Annotated in this window: 15 protein-coding genes; 8 read left to right on the plus strand and 7 right to left on the minus strand. The window is 57.7% G+C overall.

Features of this window, described 5'->3' with window-relative positions; genetic code table 11:
* Positions 1-54 precede the first annotated feature (54 nt).
* On the minus strand, positions 55-1,236 hold the full coding sequence (gene malE / locus AAHA41_RS05555; RefSeq protein ID WP_033116010.1) for a maltose/maltodextrin ABC transporter substrate-binding protein MalE: 1,182 nt from the start codon (positions 1,234-1,236) through the stop codon (positions 55-57).
* A gap of 395 nt (positions 1,237-1,631) precedes the next feature.
* A complete protein-coding gene (yejK, locus tag AAHA41_RS05560; RefSeq protein WP_323070259.1) occupies positions 1,632-2,693 on the minus strand; it encodes a nucleoid-associated protein YejK in 1,062 nt (353 codons plus the stop codon).
* Between the two features lie 73 nt (positions 2,694-2,766).
* Here yejK and AAHA41_RS05565 point away from each other — a divergent pair, with 73 nt between their 5' ends.
* Together AAHA41_RS05565 and AAHA41_RS05570 are read left to right on the plus strand one after the other, a co-directional pair.
* Complete coding sequence (locus AAHA41_RS05565; protein WP_005344699.1) at positions 2,767-2,994, plus strand: YejL family protein; 228 nt, start codon at positions 2,767-2,769, stop codon at positions 2,992-2,994.
* A gap of 47 nt (positions 2,995-3,041) precedes the next feature.
* The gene (locus tag AAHA41_RS05570) at positions 3,042-4,892 is read left to right on the plus strand and encodes a DUF3413 domain-containing protein (RefSeq protein ID WP_323070258.1); all 1,851 of its coding nucleotides are present in this window, start codon (positions 3,042-3,044) and stop codon (positions 4,890-4,892) included.
* Positions 4,893-4,971: 79 nt separating this feature from the next.
* Here AAHA41_RS05570 and AAHA41_RS05575 read toward each other — a convergent pair whose 3' ends face one another.
* Entirely contained in the window at positions 4,972-5,799 is an 828-nt protein-coding gene (locus AAHA41_RS05575) for a MetQ/NlpA family ABC transporter substrate-binding protein (protein ID WP_323070257.1), read from the minus strand.
* A 461-nt stretch (positions 5,800-6,260) separates the two neighbouring features.
* Between AAHA41_RS05575 and AAHA41_RS05580 the strand changes: the two genes are divergently transcribed.
* Together AAHA41_RS05580 and AAHA41_RS05585 are read left to right on the plus strand one after the other, a co-directional pair.
* Positions 6,261-8,135, plus strand: a complete 1,875-nt coding sequence (locus tag AAHA41_RS05580; RefSeq protein ID WP_323070256.1) for a S8 family serine peptidase — start codon at positions 6,261-6,263, stop codon at positions 8,133-8,135.
* 18 nt (positions 8,136-8,153) lie between these two features.
* Positions 8,154-8,612: a hypothetical protein gene (locus AAHA41_RS05585; protein WP_104015108.1), complete on the plus strand. Its 459-nt coding sequence runs from the start codon at positions 8,154-8,156 to the stop codon at positions 8,610-8,612.
* Between the two features lie 69 nt (positions 8,613-8,681).
* Here the strand turns inward: AAHA41_RS05585 and ppsA are convergent, their stop codons facing one another.
* Positions 8,682-11,060 carry a phosphoenolpyruvate synthase gene (ppsA, locus tag AAHA41_RS05590; RefSeq protein ID WP_323070255.1) on the minus strand — a complete coding sequence of 793 codons (2,379 nt, stop codon included), beginning with the start codon at positions 11,058-11,060 and terminating at the stop codon, positions 8,682-8,684.
* A 318-nt stretch (positions 11,061-11,378) separates the two neighbouring features.
* Here ppsA and AAHA41_RS05595 point away from each other — a divergent pair, with 318 nt between their 5' ends.
* Positions 11,379-12,191: a pyruvate, water dikinase regulatory protein gene (locus AAHA41_RS05595; RefSeq protein WP_033116017.1), complete on the plus strand. Its 813-nt coding sequence runs from the start codon at positions 11,379-11,381 to the stop codon at positions 12,189-12,191.
* 120 nt (positions 12,192-12,311) lie between these two features.
* Here the strand turns inward: AAHA41_RS05595 and AAHA41_RS05600 are convergent, their stop codons facing one another.
* Positions 12,312-12,635: a hypothetical protein gene (locus AAHA41_RS05600; protein ID WP_108572476.1), complete on the minus strand. Its 324-nt coding sequence runs from the start codon at positions 12,633-12,635 to the stop codon at positions 12,312-12,314.
* A gap of 348 nt (positions 12,636-12,983) precedes the next feature.
* Here AAHA41_RS05600 and AAHA41_RS05605 point away from each other — a divergent pair, with 348 nt between their 5' ends.
* Positions 12,984-14,366, plus strand: a complete 1,383-nt coding sequence (locus AAHA41_RS05605; protein ID WP_323070254.1) for an amino acid permease — start codon at positions 12,984-12,986, stop codon at positions 14,364-14,366.
* A 73-nt stretch (positions 14,367-14,439) separates the two neighbouring features.
* On the opposite strand, the gene AAHA41_RS05610 is transcribed toward AAHA41_RS05605, so the two are convergent.
* A complete protein-coding gene (locus AAHA41_RS05610; protein ID WP_042029989.1) occupies positions 14,440-14,769 on the minus strand; it encodes a metalloregulator ArsR/SmtB family transcription factor in 330 nt (109 codons plus the stop codon).
* Positions 14,770-14,877: 108 nt separating this feature from the next.
* Between AAHA41_RS05610 and AAHA41_RS05615 the strand changes: the two genes are divergently transcribed.
* Entirely contained in the window at positions 14,878-15,954 is a 1,077-nt protein-coding gene (locus AAHA41_RS05615) for a permease (protein ID WP_323070253.1), read from the plus strand.
* 82 nt (positions 15,955-16,036) lie between these two features.
* Here AAHA41_RS05615 and AAHA41_RS05620 read toward each other — a convergent pair whose 3' ends face one another.
* Positions 16,037-16,747, minus strand: a complete 711-nt coding sequence (locus tag AAHA41_RS05620; protein WP_323070252.1) for an HAD family hydrolase — start codon at positions 16,745-16,747, stop codon at positions 16,037-16,039.
* 197 nt (positions 16,748-16,944) lie between these two features.
* Here AAHA41_RS05620 and AAHA41_RS05625 point away from each other — a divergent pair, with 197 nt between their 5' ends.
* The gene (locus AAHA41_RS05625; protein ID WP_041209347.1) at positions 16,945-18,498 is read left to right on the plus strand and encodes a PAS domain-containing methyl-accepting chemotaxis protein; all 1,554 of its coding nucleotides are present in this window, start codon (positions 16,945-16,947) and stop codon (positions 18,496-18,498) included.
* Positions 18,499-18,563 lie beyond the last annotated feature (65 nt).

The raw sequence follows: 18,563 nt of genomic DNA on the forward strand, positions 1-18,563 counted from the left end.
CAAGAGAGATTTGAGAGAGAGGGAGGCCATTGCGGCCTCCCGGGTAGTGCGTGCTTACTGAACGATACGCTTGGCAGCGGTATCCAGCGCTTCGTCAACACCTTGACGGCCAGAGGTCACGTTCTTGAGGGCAGTTTCGAAGGAGGACCAGAAACGGCTCATCTCGGGCACGGACGGCATCGGCTCGCCAGCCTGGGCGTTCAGCATGGTGGCCTTGATGTGCGGATCGGATTCCAGAGTCTTCTGGAAGGATTTCAGCGCAACGGCACCCAGCGGCTTGTCGGCGTTGACCGGAGCCAGACCGGCATCGGTCAGCAGGTAGTTTTCCAGAAACTCGATGGCCAGATCCTTGTTCGGGCTGGCGGCGTTGATGGTGGCACCCAGTACGCCAACGAAGGCTTTAGCCGGTTTGCCCTTCAGGGTCGGCAGCGGCGCTACGCCGTACTTGATGCCGCTCTTGTCCAGGTTGCTCCAGGCCCAGGGACCGTTGATCATCATGGCCACTTCGCCCTTGTTGAACTTGGCATCCATTACGCCGTAGTCGATCCCCTTCTCCAGGTGACCGGATTTGATCATCTCGGAGATGTAGCCTACGCCGATCTTGGCGCCAGCGTTGTTCACGCCGGTGTCTTTCACGTCATAACCGGTAGCGGTTTTCTTGAAGGCGTAGCCACCGTTGGCAGCCACCAGCGGGTAGCTGAAGTAGGGGGTGTCATACGCCCACATGATGGCGCGCTTGCCGTTCTTCTTCAGAGTCTCGTCAATCTTGGCGATCTCTTCGAAGGTCTTCGGCGGCTCAGGCAGCAGATCCTTGTTGTAGATCAGGCTGACTGCTTCCATGGCAACCGGGTAGCCATAGGTTTTACCGTCAACAGTCATGGCATCCCATGCCAGCTGTTCGAATTTGGCTTTGGTGGCAGCGCTCGGCGTTACCGGAACCAGCAGACCGGCCTTGACCCACTCACCGTAACGGTCGTGAGCCCAGAAGAAGATGTCCGGGCCGTTGCCAGTGGCGGCGGCTTGCTGGAATTTCACTTCAACCTGATCCGGGTGAGCAACAGTAACCTTGATGCCGGTTTCTGCTTCAAATTTCTTACCCACTTCAGCCAGACCGTTGTATCCCTTGTCACCGTTGATCCAGATGGTCAGCTGGCCTTCATCGATGGCAGCAGTAGCAGTGCAAGCGACGCCAAGAGTGGCCAGACCGATCAGGGATGACAGCAATTTCTTTTTCATGAGCCTTTCCTTGTAGTAGTTCCGCGCTGTAAGAGCATTGTGTGCGAAGTGAATATTATCCCAAGCGTCATTCACCTCACATGACGCAACTCGCATTTTTGAAATGCAATTACGTATTTCCTTCCAGAAAGTTTTGAAAACATTTTCTTAAATCGGGGAAATAACCCTGTTTATCGGCTTATTTCAAAACAACAACCGAAATATAATTACCAAACTGAAATATAATTACCCCAATGAAAGGGTTTTCACTTGAATGAAAACCCTTTCAGGTGGTTTATTTTGTTTGATCTGTTAACAAAGCACCGGCCCGGTTTCGCCCTGCCCCTTTCGCCCAATAAAAAAGAGACTCTGCCAGGGCAGAGTCTCTTTTTGCCGGAAATGACGGCTTGATCACATTACGACTGACGCAGCAGCTGATCCTTGAGGTTGGGCGGTACCCCCTTGATGGTCAGGGTGTCGGTCTGCGGGTCATAAAACACGCGGCTGTTCAACAACTTCTGCTCAAAACTCAGGGTCAGACCGCCGCCGGAACCGACAAACTTGGTCAGCCCGCGCAGGGTAGAACGGTCGGCCGGGAAGCGCTCTTCCAGTTCGTACTCCTGACCGATGAAGCTGTAAAAATCGAGTTCACCCTCGCCGGCATCTTTTGCGGAGAGTTCCGCCGACAGCTCCTTGATCTCGATCTCTTCACCGGCACTCGCCTGCTCGGTGCAATATTTGAAAACCTGCTTTTTATAGTCATTGCGCTCTGCCGGTTCGAGCTGACGACTCTCGCAATAATCTTCAACCGCCTGCAGCAACCCTTTATTCTGGATCTTGGCATCCATTCCTTCACGGGCACCCAGCAGATCCATAAAGAAGTCGCCCAGCTTGCGACCAATACGTCCCTTGCTGAAGGTAATATAACGGCGTGACTCGGGTTGGGTTTTCCACTCGGTCAAATCGATGCGGGCCACCAGATTGAGTTTGCCAATATCGAGATACTGGATATGACGCAACTCCAGCGCTTCGCTGACGGTGACGCTCTCCTTGCCCTCCAGCAGGGCGATCATCAGATAATCGACACCGACATAGTTGTATTTGGCAATCAGCAATACCCCCTGCTCATCGAGGGCGTGCTCCACCAGCTGTTTGACCAGCATCTGGGTCACATTGACCGAGAAGGGCACGAATTCGGTCTGCTCGCCGAGCAGCTGTTCGAGGGCGATGCGAAACGCGGGAGAGGGCTGCTTGGGGGCCTCTTCCCCCTCCGCCAGCTCGGCGACGGCAGCCTCGGGGTCGGCGAAGAAGCCAAAGCCCTTGCCGCCCTTGCCGTTGTAGATGCGATGCAGTTCCGCCATCAGTCCCTGTACCGCCTCGTCGGGAGGCAGGGTCTGGCTGCGGGTATCGGCGTGTGGTTGACCATCGCCGCCCTGGCGCAGGGAGTGAAGTATGATCTTGTCGATATCGAGACTCATGTCACAAAGCCATAGTGTTAGCCGAAAGGGTGAAGTATTATAAGGCGCTTTGAACCGAGATGAACTGAAGATTATGCCCATCGTATCAAAGTACAATAACGAGCAGTTTGACGCCCTGATGAACGACCTGATCACCGCCCTGGAGAAGCACAAGGCACCGGTGGATCTCAGTCTGATGGTGCTCGGCAACCTGACTACCAATATCATCAACGGTATGGCTCCGGCCCAGCGTCAGGCCATCACCGAGAAGTTTGTCCAGGCCCTGACCGCATCGGTCGATAACCGCCACGACACGCACTGAGTCCCCGACTCTGTTGATTTGACGTTTCTCAACGCAGATGGATCACTATGGTCGAAACCGGTAACCCCTATCGTGATAATGTCTCTCGCCTGATCACCTGGGGGCATTGGTTCTCCTTCTTCAACATCATTCTCGCCATGCTGATTGCCACCCGTTATCTGGGCGCCATCAGCTGGCCGTCGACCACCCTCGGCGTGGTCTACCTCGTTGTAAGCTGGATTGGCCACTTCTCGTTCTTAAGTTTCGTCACCTACCTGCTGACGATCTTCCCTTTGAGCTTCGTATTGCCCAAAGAGAAGCCCCTGCGCTTCATCTCCGCCGTCGTGGCGACGCTGGCGCTGGTGCTTTTGCTGATCGACACCCAGGTATTCCGGCTCTTCAAGTTCCACCTCAATGCCCAGGTGTGGCAGTTGCTGCTGGATCAGGCCCAGACCGAGGAGGGCTCGATCTGGAGCATCATCTTCGTCGCCGTGCCGACCATCTTCCTGCTGCAACTGCTGCTGTCGGCCTATGTCTGGCGCAAGATCAACAAGCGCAAGCGCCGTCAGTACGGCAATCAGGTAGGGCTGGCGCTGCTGGTCTGCTTTATCCTGACCCACGTGGTCAACAGCTGGGCGGATGCCACCCTGTATCAGCCCATCACCATGCAGCGCGCCAACTTCCCCCTCTCCTACCCCATGACGGCCCGCTCCTTCCTGGCCAAACATGGCTGGCTGGATCTGGATCAGTACGAGAAGCAGGCAGCCAACCAGAGCGATGACAGTGACAGCCGGATCCGCTATCCGTTGCGGCCGCTCAACGTCAATGCGCCCCTCACCCACAGCAACCTGCTGATTGTGGTGGTCGATTCGCTGCGCTTTGACATGCTCAACAACATCAACATGCCCAATCTGCAGCGCTATGCGGATCAGCATCTCAGCTTCCGCAATCACCTGAGCGGCGGCAACGATGACCTGATGGGGATGTTCAGCCTCTTTTATGGCCTGCCCGGTCACTACTACAAAGAGATCAGCAGCGACAAACGCCCGCCGGTGCTGTTTGACGAACTGCTGCGCCAGGATTACCAGTTCGGCCTGTTTGGTGCGATAGAAGATGGCCAGAAGTATCGCAAGAGCATCCTCGCCGGTCTGCGAAAACAGGTGTTTGTCTCCGAGCAGACCAACGACGGCAAGCTGCTGACCGACTGGCAGCAGTGGCTGGAGAAGCGCACGCCAGAGCGCCCCTGGTTCTCGCTGGTCTATCTCTCAAGTCCTGGCGACTACCAGCTGCCCGCAACCATGAAGGGTCCTTTCCAGCCAGAGCTGACCAACTTCAATCCGGCCACCGCCTATCGGGCGGAAAACCTGGTGAAGCTGGAGAATCGCTACAAGAACTCGGTCTTCTATACCGACCAGTTGCTGGAAGAGATGCTGACCAAACTGCAGTTGCAGGGCATGGACAGCAATACGGTGGTGGTCATCACCTCCAACCATGGTCAGGAGTTCAACGACACCCAGAGCAACAGCTGGGGCGCTGGCAGCAACTACTCCCTCTATCAGGTGCAGGTGCCCATGGTGGTGGCCTGGCCTGGCCGCAGCAGCCAGGTGATCGAGCAGCCGAGCAGCCATTTCGACCTGGCGCCGACCCTGATGCAGGGAATGCTGGGGGTGCGCAACCCGCCGCGTGATTACAGCATTGGTCGCTCGCTGTTCGACTTCAGCCCGCGCAACTGGCTGCTGGCCGGGGATCAGAATGACTTTGCCATCTACCAGAGCGGAACCATCACCCACTTCAACAAACAGGGTGACTTCGAGCTGCTGGATCGCAACAGCTATCAACCCATCAAGCGGGCCACTCCCGACATGGGCGCCATGATCCAGGTAATGAACGAGCTCAACCGCTTCTACCGTCACCCCTGACAGGCATCTATCTCAAACAAAACGCCCCCGCATTCGGGGGCGTTTTTTTGGAGTGGCGCCAAGCAATTGCTGGTGTGGATTATTGAACCTGCCCGGTCGACCATGCCTGCGGCAATTTGTAGCCGGCAAACCGCTTGGCGGCATATGCCTTGAACTCCGCAGAGTTGTAGGCGGCCGCCACATCCCTGACAAATGGCTTCTCGCTGTCGACCTGCTTCACGACCACCCAGTTGATAAAGTCGTAGCTGCGCTCAAGAAAGAGCCCATGGCTAAACGGGATGCCGCTGGAGGCGGCAAAATTGCCGTTGATCACCGCAAAATCCACATCCTCCCGCGAACGGGGCAGTTGCGCCGCCTCGAGCAGTACCAGCTTGAGATTGTGCGAGTTGTTCACCACATCAAACTCGCTCGCCTTGAGCGGATTAATCCCCTTCTTGAGAGTTAGCCAGCCCAGATCCTGCAGCATCAGCAGGGCGCGCGCCTGATTGGTGGGATCGTTGGGGATAGCCACCGTACTCCCCTCTTTCAGCTGATCGAGTGTGGCCAACTTGCCTGAATAGAGCCCCATCGGCCCGGTGGGCACCTGCACAACGGGTGTCAGTGACAAACCGCGGTCTTTGCTAAAGCTCTCGAGATAAGGCTTGTGCTGAAAACAGTTCACATCGAGCGAGCCATCCGCCAGCGCAATGTTGGGGGAAACATAGTCGGTAAATTCCACCAGCCTGACCTTGTACCCTTTGGCCTCCAGCTGCGGCTTGATGGAGTCGGTCACCATGTCGGCAAAATCCCCCACCGTAGTGCCGATCACAATCTCTTGGCGATCCTGCTCACCCGCCCGGGCAGTGCCAACCAGAGTGCCGCTCAGCAAGAGCAATAGAGAACAAAACCAGAAGGTGCGACGCAACATACAAGACTCCCTGTCTCAAGACTCATCAAGGTGATAGCGGACTACTGATTTCAAAATGGAAATCCAGACGTCCAAACGGCCAATGAAAGACAACTTATCAGAGTCGGCTACCAATACCAAGCGACAAAATTGAGGAAGCTTATGAGCCGGACGACGCAGAGATGGGGAATGAAGAGAACGGAGTGAAAACAAACAGCGCCAGTGTGGCAGCGCACATCGCGCGCCAGTCAGCATTGACTGCTAACCACCTGAGTTAACAACAAAAAGATCAATAGCGAGCGCTGATAAATGCTCTCAATAAAACACACGATCAGCTCCAATGGAATATGTAACATAAAAAAGATCGGATTTCTTTGAGGCTGATCTAACTTATGAAAACAGGTTCTTTTGGCTCTTCATCATCCATGTGTAGATTCCATTCGCACCCAGGAAGGTGCTCTATAAGATGGAGTTTAAAAATAATGAAGCAAACATCGTTAGCACTGGCGATCACAGCACTGCTGTCGGCGCTGCCAGTTGCATCTGTTCAGGCAAATGAAAGTTGTGCCCCCCTGACCGGCAAGGAAGCCGGACTGGATACCGGCCGCAGCAGCAGCGAACGCTGTCTGCCCGGCATCAACCCGCTGCAGGATCAGCAGTGGTATCTGCTCAACAGTGGCCAGGATGCCTTCAGCGCCCGTGGCGGCGTGGCAGGTAACGATCTCAACCTCTGGTGGGCACATCGCACCGGCGTGCTGGGTCAGGGAGTCAATGTGGCCGTGGTGGATGATGGCTTGGCTATCGCCCACCCGGATCTGGCGGACAACGTCCGTCCGGGATCCAAAAACGTGGTGACCGGCAGCGATGACCCGACCCCGACTGATGCGGATACGGCGCACGGCACTTCGGTCTCCGGCATCATAGCGGCGGTAGACAACGCCATCGGCACCAAGGGGATCGCCCCGCGGGCCCAGTTGCAGGGGTTCAACCTGCTGGACGACAACAGCCAGCAGTTGCAGAAAGACTGGCTCTACGCCCTTGGCGACAGCGATGCCAGCCGCGATAACCGGGTATTCAACCAGAGCTATGGCATGAGCCTGGTCGATCCCCGTCCGGCCAACGATCTGGATCAGGCCCAGCTCGACCGCCTGTTCGAACAGCAAACCCTCAAGGCGCAGAGTGCCGCCTATATCAAGGCTGCCGGCAACGGCTTCAACAAGATAGCGGCGGGCGGCTATGTGCTCAATCGCACCGGCAACGGCCCCAAATTGCCGTTTGAGAACAGCAATCTCGACCCCTCAAACAGTAACTTCTGGAACCTGGTGGTGAGCGCGCTCAACGTAGATGGTGTCAGATCCTCCTACTCCAGCGTCGGCAGCAACGTCTTCCTGAGTGCCACCGGCGGCGAGTACGGTACCGACTCCCCCGCCATGGTGACCACGGATCTGCCCGGCTGCGATATGGGCTACAACCGCACCGATGATCCCCGCACCAACCGGCTGCACGGCAACCCGCAACTGGATGCCAGTTGCGACTACAACGGCGTGATGAACGGCACCTCCTCCGCCACCCCCAGCACCTCGGGCGCCATGGCACTGCTGATGTCCGCCTACCCGGACCTGTCAGTACGCGATTTTCGGGATCTGCTGGCGCGCAGCGCTACCCGGGTCGATGCCAAACATCAGCCCGTGATGGTCAGCTACACCAGCAGCACCGGCAAGGTGCGCGATGTGAAAGGGCTGGAAGGGTGGGAGCGCAATGCCGCCGGCATGTGGTTCAGCCCGACTTACGGTTTTGGTCTGATCGACGTCAACAAGGCGCTTGAGCTGGCAGCCAATCACCAGCCACTCCCCCCGCTGGTGCAGCTGCCGTGGCAGAAAATCAATGTCACCGGCAGTACCGCTGCCATCCCGGATGTGGGCAACAGCCCGACCAGCTCGACAACCCGCATTGCCACACCGTTGACGGTCGAAGCGGTTCAGGTGATGGTGAGCCTGGATCACCAGCGTCTGCCTGATCTTCTGATCGAACTGGTCTCCCCCGCCGGCACCCGCAGCATCCTGCTGAGCCCTTTCAACAGCCTGGTCGGCCAATCTCTCGACCAGCAGCAGCTGGGCTTTGTGCGCACCAAGGGATTGCGTGACATGCGCCTGCTCTCCCACAAGTTTTACGGTGAATCGGCCGAAGGCCAGTGGCGACTGGAGGTAACCGACGTTGCCAACGGTACCCGTCAGGTCTCTCTGCTCAATCGCAAGACCAAGGAGCGCACCACCCTGACCGAGCGCAACAACCGTCAACCGGGCAAGCTGATCTCATGGTCCCTGCGGGTCCTGGGTCACGATGCCAATCGCAGCTAACACGCTAGGAGTATTACCATGAACAAACCTGTTACCTTGCTTCTGGCAACCCTGCTGGCCCCCCTCTCGGGACAGCTCTGCGCCGAGGAGTCCGTCACCATGGATGGCAAGCAGTACAGCACCATAGAGGTGAACGGCCAGACCTACCTCATTCCCGACAACGGCAGCAAGAAGCGCGTAGCCCGCAGTCTGGATGACAAAGTGCCGCAGCAAAGCCTGCGCCGCGGCGACGTATTGATGCAGGGGGCGGCCAGCCCCGAGCTCACCGTCAGCGGAACCCTGCTGGTGGAAGCTGACGATGCCACAGCCAAGGCGCTGGCGACGCGCCACGGCTTGAACTTCAAGCAGAGCAGCGGCGGCATCGCCCTGCTGGAGGCCAAATCGGGCACCGATCTCAACGCCATCGCCACCAAGCTCCAGAGCGAGGGGGTGAAGGTACAGATCGAGCTGTCGGGGGCCGAGCGGCAACCAAAATAGGTCTCGTCAGCGGGATAACAAAGGGGGCCATCATGGCCCCCTTTCTATTCTCTTCACTGCGACAGCGGCTTACTTGCGGCCATGCTGCTCCGCCAGATAGAGCCAGGTATCGACCACGGTATCCGGGTTGAGCGACACCGAGTCTATCCCCTGCTCCACCAGCCAGGCGGCGAAGTCCGGGTGATCGGATGGCCCCTGGCCACAGATCCCCACGTACTTGCCCGCCTTGAGCGCAGCGGCAATGGCCATCGCCAGCAGCGCCTTGACCGCCTCGTTGCGCTCGTCGAACAGGTGGGCGATAAGCCCCGAGTCCCTATCAAGTCCAAGCGTCAGCTGGGTCATGTCGTTAGAGCCGATGGAAAAGCCGTCCACGTGCTCGAGGAACTTGTCTGCCAGCAGGGCGTTGCTCGGGATCTCGCACATCATGATCACCTTGAGCCCCCGCTCGCCACGGCGCAGACCGTTCTCGGCAAGGATGTCGATCACCTGCTCCGCCTCGCCCACGGTGCGCACGAAGGGGATCATCACCTCGACGTTGGTCAGCCCCATGGCATCGCGCACCCGCTTGATCGCCTCGCACTCGAGGGCAAAACAGGGGCGGAAGCTGTCGGCGATGTAGCGCGACGCACCGCGGAAACCGATCATCGGGTTCTCTTCGTGAGGCTCGTAGCCACGGCCGCCCACCAGGTTGGCGTACTCGTTGGACTTGAAGTCCGACATCCGCACGATCACCCGCTCCGGCCAGAAGGCGGCGGCCAGAGTGGCGATGCCCTCGGTCAGCTTGGCGACGTAGAACTCACGCGGGCTCTCGTAGCCGGCGATCATCTTGCCGATGGTGGCCTTGAGTTCGGGGCTCTGGCTGTCAAACTCCAGCAGCGCCTTGGGGTGCACCCCGATCATCCGGTTGATGATGAACTCGAGACGGGCCAGACCGACACCGGCATTGGGCAACTGGGCAAAATCGAACGCCCTGTCCGGGTTGCCGACGTTCATCATGATCTTGATGGGCAGGCGCGGCATGTTGCCCACCTCGGTGACCGCCACGTCGAAGTCGAGTTCGCCGTCATAGATAAAACCGGTATCCCCTTCCGCGCAGGAGACGGTGATAAGCTGGCCAGCCTCGATGCTATCGGTGGCATTGCCGCAGCCCACCACCGCCGGAATGCCCAGTTCGCGGGCGATGATGGCGGCGTGACAGGTACGGCCGCCCCGGTTGGTGACGATGGCGGAGGCCCGCTTCATGATGGGCTCCCAGTCCGGGTCGGTCATGTCGGTGACCAGCACATCGCCGGGCTGTACTTCGTCCATCTGGCTGATGGAGGAGATGACCCGCGCCGGGCCCGCGCCAATCTTGTGACCGATGGCCCGCCCCTCGATCAGCACCTTGCCCGCTTGCTTGAGGGCAAAACGCTCGAGGGTGTTGGCCTCCTGGCGGCTGCGCACGGTTTCCGGGCGCGCCTGCACGATGTAGAGCTTACCATCCTGCCCATCCTTGGCCCACTCGATGTCCATCGGGCGGCCATAATGCTGCTCGATGATGAGGGCCTGCCTGGCCAGCTCCATCACCTCGGCATCCGTGATGCAGAAACGGCTGCGCTCGGCTTCATTGGTGTCGACGATCTGCACCTGACGGCCATGGCTCGCATCGCCGGAATAGGTCATCTTGATGAGCTTGGAGCCGAGGGTCTTGCGCACCACCGCCGGGCGCCCCCCCTTGAGGGTCGGTTTGTGCACGTAGAACTCGTCCGGGTTGACCGCACCCTGTACCACCATCTCGCCAAGACCGTGGGCTCCGGTGATAAAGACCACGTCGTTGAAGCCTGACTCGGTATCCAGGGTGAACATGACGCCGGAGGCGGCAAGATCCGAGCGCACCATCCGCTGCACCCCGGCCGACAGGGCGACGCCCTTGTGGTCATAACCCTGATGCACCCGATAGGAGATGGCGCGATCGTTGAACAGTGAGGCAAAGACATGCTTGATGGCTACCATGACCGCATCGATGCCGCGCACGTTGAGGAAGGTCTCCTGCTGGCCGGCAAAGGAGGCGTCCGGCATATCCTCGGCGGTGGCGGAGGAGCGCACAGCAAAAGAGGCATCCAAACCTGCACTCAGTCTGGCGTAAGCCTCCCGGATCGCCTGCTCCAGCGCGCTCTGGAACGGGGCTTCAATCACCCAGTCGCGGATCTGCTGACCGGCCCGATTGAGGGCGGCAATGTCATCCACATCCAGATTGTCGAGCAGATGGTGGATCTTGCCGTTGAGGCCGCTTGACTCCAGAAACTCGTTAAACGCAAAGGCGGTGGTGGCAAACCCGCCCGGCACCGATACACCGGCGCCAGAGAGGTTGCTGATCATCTCGCCAAGGGATGCGTTCTTGCCGCCAACTCGTTCTACATCCTGCATTCCGAGTTGCTCGTACCAGAGTACGTACTGTTGCACTTGCATGTCTCCAGGTTGGTGGGCAAGGTGCCATGGCACCTTTTTTGTGCCCGATTTTTATAGGTGAGTAAGGTGCGTTATTGTCTCTTTCTTCTATTGCCAACGACCATGAAAACGTTTTCCATTTTTTGTCAAAAAAATCCCCGAGCAAGATAGGGGATGGTCGAATGACCCGAACATTCTACAATGCCGACACAAAAAGATAACGACTAAGGTTTGCTAGCCACTTCACAACTTGGGCATGGCAGATCGGTTGACAACAGGAGGATGGTTTCGACAGATACTTCCTGGCCAGCCCCTTGGTCGATGTAACAGGAGCTCAACGTGCACACCGTATTTTATGTTTCCGATGGGACCGCCATCACCGCCGAAGTGTTCGGCCACGCGGTACTGAGCCAGTTTCCACTGGCCTTCGAGCAGATCACCATCCCCTTCGTGGAGAGCCGTGAAAAGGCGCGGCAGGTGCGGATGCGGATCGATGAACAGTTTCGCCAGACCGGGGTGCGCCCCATCCTGTTTCACACCATCATCGATCCCCAGGTGCGCGAGGAGGTACTGAAAGCCGAAGCGAGCAGTCACGACTTTCTCAACACCTTCGTCAGCCCGCTGGAACAGGAGCTGGGGGTGAAGGCCGAACCCCGCCCCCATCGCACCCACGGCATGGAGAACCGCAAGCTCTATGACGATCGCATCGAGGCGGTCAACTTCGCACTGGCCAACGACGATGGCATCACCACCAAAGAGTACGACGAGGCGGACATCATCCTGATCGGCGTCTCCCGCTGCGGCAAAACTCCCACCAGCCTCTATCTGGCGCTGCAGTTCGGCATTCGCGCCGCCAACTACCCCTTTATCGAGCAGGACATGGGTGGGCTGGAGCTGCCGACGCCCCTCAAGGCCAACCGTCACAAGCTGTTTGGCCTCACCATAGCGCCACAGCGGCTGCACGAGATCCGCAACCAGCGCCGCGCCAATAGCCGCTACGCCTCGCTGGAGCAGTGCGAGCAGGAGTTGGCCAGCGTGGAGCGGCTGTTTCGTCAGGAGGCGATCCGCTTTCTCGATACCAGCTCCCACTCAGTCGAGGAGATCAGCGCCAAAATCCTCGAGGCAACCGGCCTGCGTCGCCAGCTCTGTTAAGCCAGCTTGACAGCAGATAAGCCACGCCAGATGCAAAGAGGGGAGAAGCCATCAAGCTTCTCCCCTCTTTTTCTGGTTATTGCCCCATGGCCGCCGTGATGAAAAGCCGTCCGGGATTGCCTAACGATTGAGTTCGGGATTGTTCAGCAAACGGGCATAAAAGGGCAGCAGGCCGTGGCGCCTGCGGATCCGCTCGGCCAGCAAACAACCCGCCAGCGCCCCCACCACACCTCCGGCCAGCAGAAGCAACGGCCAGTGGTGCAACAACCCCTCATCACCCAGTACAAACCAGCCCCCCATCATGGCCGTCATCCCGACCAGCAGCAGCGGACTGGCGGCAATCAGCAGCCAGATCGTCACCAGCAATCCGCTGGCAACCCAACGCTGCAGCAGTGTTACCTCGTCACGAGTATGCCGCAGCTCATCCTGTTGCCTCTCCATCATCAGCCCTCTCCTCCCGGCTACACACCCAGAAATCAAAACAACTCAACAAATGTCAACAAAACACAATTCGATTGATTGAATTTCAAGCAAAACCTGTCCCATCACCTGAAAATCTAATTAAAAAGCTGGCTTTTGACCAAAACACCACCGCTTGGCGCGGAAAACAGGTGCATTTATGGCGAATTATCACTATTCTGCTTTCGTTGCCAGTCCAGATTAAAAATTGAAAACGACATGGCGTAACGAAATAAATACAGATTTCGTCAGGTTTTGGCTACGCATCGCGATGCTGCTCAGGAAGAGCCCAACACCGGCAAGAGACAACAGAGATAGGTAAAGGACAGATCCATGGATTTGAAACAAGACGGTGAAGAGCTGAAACGCGGCCTCAAAAACCGCCACATTCAGTTAATTGCGTTAGGCGGTGCCATCGGTACCGGCCTCTTTCTGGGGATTGCCCAGACCATCAAGATGGCAGGCCCCTCCGTACTGCTGGGTTATGCCATCGGCGGCTTTATCGCCTTCCTGATCATGCGCCAGCTCGGTGAAATGGTGGTGGAAGAGCCTGTAGCCGGCTCCTTCAGCCACTTTGCCTACAAATACTGGGGTGAGTTTGCCGGTTTCGCGTCCGGCTGGAACTACTGGGTGCTCTACGTGCTGGTGAGCATGGCCGAGCTGACTGCGGTGGGTATCTACGTCCAATACTGGTGGCCCGAGATCCCGACCTGGATGTCGGCAGCCTTCTTCTTCGTGCTGATCAACACCATCAACCTCTCCAACGTCAAAGCGTTTGGCGAGATGGAGTTCTGGTTCGCCATCATCAAGGTGGTCGCCATCATCGGCATGATCGGCTTTGGCGGCTATCTGCTCATCTCTGGTGCCGGCGGCCCCGAGGCGAGCGTGACCAACCTGTGGGCTCAGGGCGGCTTTTTCCCGAACGGCATCAGCGGTCTAGTGATGGCGATGGCGGTGATCATGTTCTCCTTCGGTGGTCTGGAGCTGGTCGGTATTACCGCAGCCGAAGCGGACAACCCCGAGAAGAGCATCCCCAAGGCCACCAATCAGGTGATCTACCGGATCCTGATCTTCTACATCGGCGCCCTGGCCATCCTGATGTCCCTTTACCCTTGGGGTACAGTGGTCGAAGGCGGCAGCCCGTTCGTGATGATCTTCCACGCACTGGATAGCGATCTGGTCGCCACCGTGCTCAACATCGTGGTGCTGACGGCGGCGCTGTCGGTCTACAACAGCTGCGTCTACTGCAACAGCCGCATGCTGTTCGGTCTGGCCAAACAGGGTAACGGCCCGAAAGTGCTGCTCAAGACCAACAAGAGCGGTGTACCGCTGGTTGCCCTCTCGGTCTCTGCCATCGCCACCCTGCTCTGCGTGCTGATCAACTACCTGATGCCGGGCAAGGCCTTCGGTCTGCTGATGGCGCTGGTGGTCTCCGCACTGGTGATCAACTGGGCGATGATCAGCCTCGCGCATCTGAAGTTCCGCAAGGCCAAGGTCGCGGAAGGTGTCCAGCCCAAGTTCAAGGCGTTCTGGTATCCCTTCGGCAACTACCTCTGCCTCGCGTTCATGGCTGGCATCCTGGTTATCATGTACATGACCCCCGATTTCCGCATCTCGGTCGAACTGATCCCGGCCTGGCTGGTCGTACTGGGCATCGGCTTCGTCATCAAGCGCAAGGGACAGGCCCAGACCAAGGCAGCCGTCAATCTGGGTTGATAACCAGGCTTCTCAATACCAAAAACGCCGATCATCTGATCGGCGTTTTTTCATTCCTGCGATGGGCTTACTGCTAACCAACTGGTGCCTTGGTGGGTAACGGCACTTCACGTGAAGGACTGTTTACGCAGCACTCCTCCTGAAAAAAGGCGATGATCTCTTCCAGTACCGCATATTGGGAGACGCAAAGCAGGGTGCGGCTCTCGCGGTTCTGCTTCACCAGCCCGACCGAGACCAGTGCCGCAATATGATGGCTGAGGGTTGATCCCGGGATCTCCAGCTGCTTTTGCAGCTCACCCACCGGCAACCCCTGCTCCCCCGCCTTGACCAGATGTTTGAAGATAAACAGACGGGTTGGATGACCCAGCTCCTTCAACGCCTTGGCAACCTCTTCCAGCTCCATTCTCATCCCCCTGTGACGCTGTAATATTTCGATAATACCAGAAATATCTTGACCACCACATCATTTCGAATATTTTAGAAATATAGTTTTCACCAAGCGAGTATGATGATGAACCACTGGTTACCGATGCTGACTGATGCATCCCATATGTTTTTATTCCTGGCTTTTGAGCTTTCCATCCTGTTTCTGGTCATCAGTGCAGTGGTCAGCTTGCTACGGCAAAAGATCCCCGATGAGAAGATCCAGCGCCTGCTGGGGGCACGTAAAGGCAGAGGCTACTTGCTCTCTGCGTTGCTCGGTGCCGTCACCCCTTTTTGCAGCTGCTCCACCATCCCCATGCTGAGAGGATTACTCTCCGCCAAAGCCGGTTTTGGCCCGACCATCACCTTCCTTTTCATCTCCCCGCTCTTGAACCCCATCATCGTCGGCTTGATGTGGGCCACATTCGGCTGGAAAGTGACACTGCTCTACGCAGTGATTGCCGCCAGCGTCTCCATGCTGGCCAGCCTGCTGCTCGACAAAATGGGGTTCGAACGGCATGTCATTGAGGCCAGAAAGGCAATCTCCGGTAGTTGCACCACCGGTTGTAAACCCGGCACCAAGAGAGCCTCTCCGGCGCAAACCGCCTGCTGCACAATCAGCGCAAGTCCCATCAAGGCCATGCGGCCGATGGCAAGCGCCACCTGCTGTAGTACCTCAGCCCTGAGTGCAGAGGTCCCCACCCTCTCGTGCTGCCCGGATACAGCCACTACCCCGGTTGCTACAGAAATGCTGCCTGCCCAGTTGCGCAAGGCTGGTGCCGATGCCTGGCAGCAGTTTCGCGATGTACTGCCCTTCCTGCTGCTTGGCGTACTCATCGGCTCTTTCATCTATGGCTTTATTCCGGCCGAGTGGATCGCCGCCCATGCCGGCGCCGACAACCCGCTGGCCATCCCCTTCAGCGCCATCGTCGGGATCCCGCTCTATATTCGTGCCGAGGCAGTGATCCCGCTGGCGTCGGTACTGCTGGGCAAAGGGATGGGTATGGGCGCCGTGATGGCCCTTATCATCGGCAGCGCCGGTGCCAGCCTGACTGAAGTGATCTTGCTCAGATCGATGTTCAAAGCCCCCATGATAGTGGCCTTTCTGACCGTGATCCTCGGCATGGCTGTCCTGATGGGCTACCTCACGCAGTTGCTGTTCTAACAACTCTGCCCCCAGATATGAAAAACGCCGATCGGATGATCGGCGTCTTTATTTATCACGGACAAAAATCCGTGGCTTACCGTTACAGATGCTGCTGGATGATGGGGTACAACTCCTCAACTTTGCGGGCAATATGATCGGGCTTGTGCTCCCACAGCTCCGGGGTTGAGTGGCTATAGGCGACAGCAACAGAGATAACCCGGGCGGTGTCGCCAAGCTCGGCTTGCAGATTGCGGGCAAACTGCACATCCGCCTCATGATCGCCGATATAGAGCAGTGATGCGCTGCGTACCGTGCCCAAAATGGACTCCAGGCATTTGATGCCGCCCAAGGGGTGCGGTTTTTGCTGCTGCGCGGGGACATCATCGTAACCTACCACAGCCTTGAACTGTCCGTTCACGCCATGCTGCTCCAGCACCCGGCGGATATTTTTTTGGGAATTTTGCGAACAAATCCCGTGGGGAATGGCAGAGAAATGGCTTATCACCGCCTCCAGCCCGGCAAAGAAATACACGCTTGTTTGGTTCATCTCCTGATGCTTTGCCCAGAGCGAACCGGCCTGCAGCATCTCGGCCTGTGACATACCGTAGTAGTCGACATAGAGGGCCTGCCAATTTTTGGCAGCATGGTTGGCATAGTGATAGTCGGCTTCACTGCGCAAATAGCGGGGTAGATTGTCACCGGTCAGATGGGGCGCCACCTCGGCCAGAATATTTTTGGTGATGTCGATATTCTTGGGCACCGAATTGACCAGGGTGCCATCGTAGTCCCACAAAATTGCGTCCAACTTCATTCTCTTGCCCTTTTACTGCGTTACATCACGTGATGCCATGTTACTTGGCCAGAGCGTTCACGCCAAACCATGGTGCCAATAACAGGGATGCCTGTGCTGCTGTGGTAGCACAATTTTTTAATGTGTAAAGACACAATAACAAGGCTCTCTGTCATACTCAGATGAAGCATTCCGTTACTCAACACCGGAGCCTGATCATGGCCAGCAGCACGCTTCACACCATAGATACCGAAGTCGAGTTGACCGACAACATCCAGCTGGTATCGACCACGGACCTCAAAGGGGACATCACCTACGCCAACCCGGCATTTTGCCAGGTGGCTGGGTACCGCCTCGAAGAGATGATCGGCCAGCACCACAATCTGGTTCGCCACCCTGATATGCCCAAAGCGGCATTTGCCGATCTCTGGGCCCATCTGCAAGCTGGGAAACCATGGCGCGGGCTGGTCAAGAATCGCTGCAAGGATGGCCGTTACTACTGGGTTGACGCCTATGTCACTCCTATCTACGAGGGGGGCCAGATCTCGGGTTACCAGTCGGTTCGCTGTCGTCCCGCCCCGGAGCACAAGGCTCGGGCCGATAAAATGTACAAGGTGCTCAGGGCTCGCGAAAGCGGCTCAGCCATCCGCTTTGGTCAGAACCTGCTGACGCCGACCATGTTCAGCATTCCGCTGCTGCTGGTTTGCGCCGCCATGGCTCTCTGGCTACTCCCCCCCATCCAGGCCTTGCTGGTCATCGCTCCTCTGCTGGCCGTGCTCTGGTTAAACCGCCATCCGCTCTTTCTGACACCAAGATACCTGCAGCGTCTTGAGCAGGATTACGACAGCATCAGCCGTCTCATCTTCTCGGGTGATGCCCCCCACAGCATCGCCGATTTCCATATCAAACTCGGGCAAGCTAGGATCCGTACCGTGCTCGGCCGGGTTGACGATGCAACGGGCTCGCTCAACAGCATGGCCAACGATCTGCAAGGTTCAGCCTCGCTGGCCAGTAAAGATATCTCCTCGCAGGATACCCAGATCCAGCAGATAGCCACGGCCGTGACCCAGATGGCCTCAGCGGCAGAGGAGATCAATCGCAATATTCAGGACAGCAACCAGCAGATTGAAGAGGCTCGCCACCACTGCACCACCACCAACAAGCAGCTCTGCGAGGCGGGAGAGGAGATCGCGACACTGGCAACCCAGGCTGAGCAGGCATTCCAGTCAGCCGTCGAGCTGGCCAGCGAATCGGAGCGGATCGGCAGCATCATGACTGAAATTCGCGGCATTGCGGATCAGACCAACCTGCTGGCTCTCAATGCTTCCATTGAAGCGGCACGAGCGGGCGAACAGGGGCGCGGTTTTGCCGTGGTCGCCGATGAGGTGCGAAACCTCTCTACTCGTACCCACAAGGCTACCGAGCAGATCCAGAGCAGCATCGGCCACATCCAGCACACGCTGGGGGGATGGAAAGAGATGATGCACCTCAATGTGACTCGCACCAACGCCTGTCTTGCCACCACCCGGGCGAGTACCGGCAACCTGAATCAGGTCGTGGTCGAGATCGACAAGGTCTCGGATTTTTCCAACCAGATTTCCGCCGCGGCCACCCAACAGCAAGCGGTCATCGAAGAGATCAGCCGCAATATCAACCTGATCTCCTCGCTCTCCCACGATAACAGCCTCAAGATCGACAAGGTGAGCGAGACCAGCGCCAGCCTGCTGAACAAGGCAAGCCAGCTCAAAGATTTGAGTCGCACTTTCGGCTAGCGGTCAGCCCTCCCATAGCAAACAGGGCCACCCGTTTGGGTGGCCCTGTTGTTCATTGGTTTACT

Source organism: Aeromonas sp. SER (assembly GCF_038739615.1).
GTDB lineage: Bacteria > Pseudomonadota > Gammaproteobacteria > Enterobacterales > Aeromonadaceae > Aeromonas > Aeromonas jandaei.

Excerpts from the sequence above, each read along its gene's own strand:
- AAHA41_RS05620 (WP_323070252.1), bottom strand. The coding sequence starts at position 16,747 with ATGAAGTTGGACGCAATTTTGTGGGACTACGATGGCACCCTGGTCAAT.
- ppsA (WP_323070255.1), bottom strand. The coding sequence starts at position 11,060 with ATGCAAGTGCAACAGTACGTACTCTGGTACGAGCAACTCGGAATGCAG.
- AAHA41_RS05570 (WP_323070258.1), top strand. The coding sequence starts at position 3,042 with ATGGTCGAAACCGGTAACCCCTATCGTGATAATGTCTCTCGCCTGATC.
- AAHA41_RS05600 (WP_108572476.1), bottom strand. The coding sequence starts at position 12,635 with ATGATGGAGAGGCAACAGGATGAGCTGCGGCATACTCGTGACGAGGTA.
- malE (WP_033116010.1), bottom strand. The coding sequence starts at position 1,236 with ATGAAAAAGAAATTGCTGTCATCCCTGATCGGTCTGGCCACTCTTGGC.
- AAHA41_RS05610 (WP_042029989.1), bottom strand. The coding sequence starts at position 14,769 with ATGGAGCTGGAAGAGGTTGCCAAGGCGTTGAAGGAGCTGGGTCATCCA.
- yejK (WP_323070259.1), bottom strand. The coding sequence starts at position 2,693 with ATGAGTCTCGATATCGACAAGATCATACTTCACTCCCTGCGCCAGGGC.
- AAHA41_RS05625 (WP_041209347.1), top strand. The coding sequence starts at position 16,945 with ATGGCCAGCAGCACGCTTCACACCATAGATACCGAAGTCGAGTTGACC.
- AAHA41_RS05585 (WP_104015108.1), top strand. The coding sequence starts at position 8,154 with ATGAACAAACCTGTTACCTTGCTTCTGGCAACCCTGCTGGCCCCCCTC.
- AAHA41_RS05565 (WP_005344699.1), top strand. The coding sequence starts at position 2,767 with ATGCCCATCGTATCAAAGTACAATAACGAGCAGTTTGACGCCCTGATG.
- AAHA41_RS05575 (WP_323070257.1), bottom strand. The coding sequence starts at position 5,799 with ATGTTGCGTCGCACCTTCTGGTTTTGTTCTCTATTGCTCTTGCTGAGC.
- AAHA41_RS05615 (WP_323070253.1), top strand. The coding sequence starts at position 14,878 with ATGAACCACTGGTTACCGATGCTGACTGATGCATCCCATATGTTTTTA.
- AAHA41_RS05580 (WP_323070256.1), top strand. The coding sequence starts at position 6,261 with ATGAAGCAAACATCGTTAGCACTGGCGATCACAGCACTGCTGTCGGCG.
- AAHA41_RS05605 (WP_323070254.1), top strand. The coding sequence starts at position 12,984 with ATGGATTTGAAACAAGACGGTGAAGAGCTGAAACGCGGCCTCAAAAAC.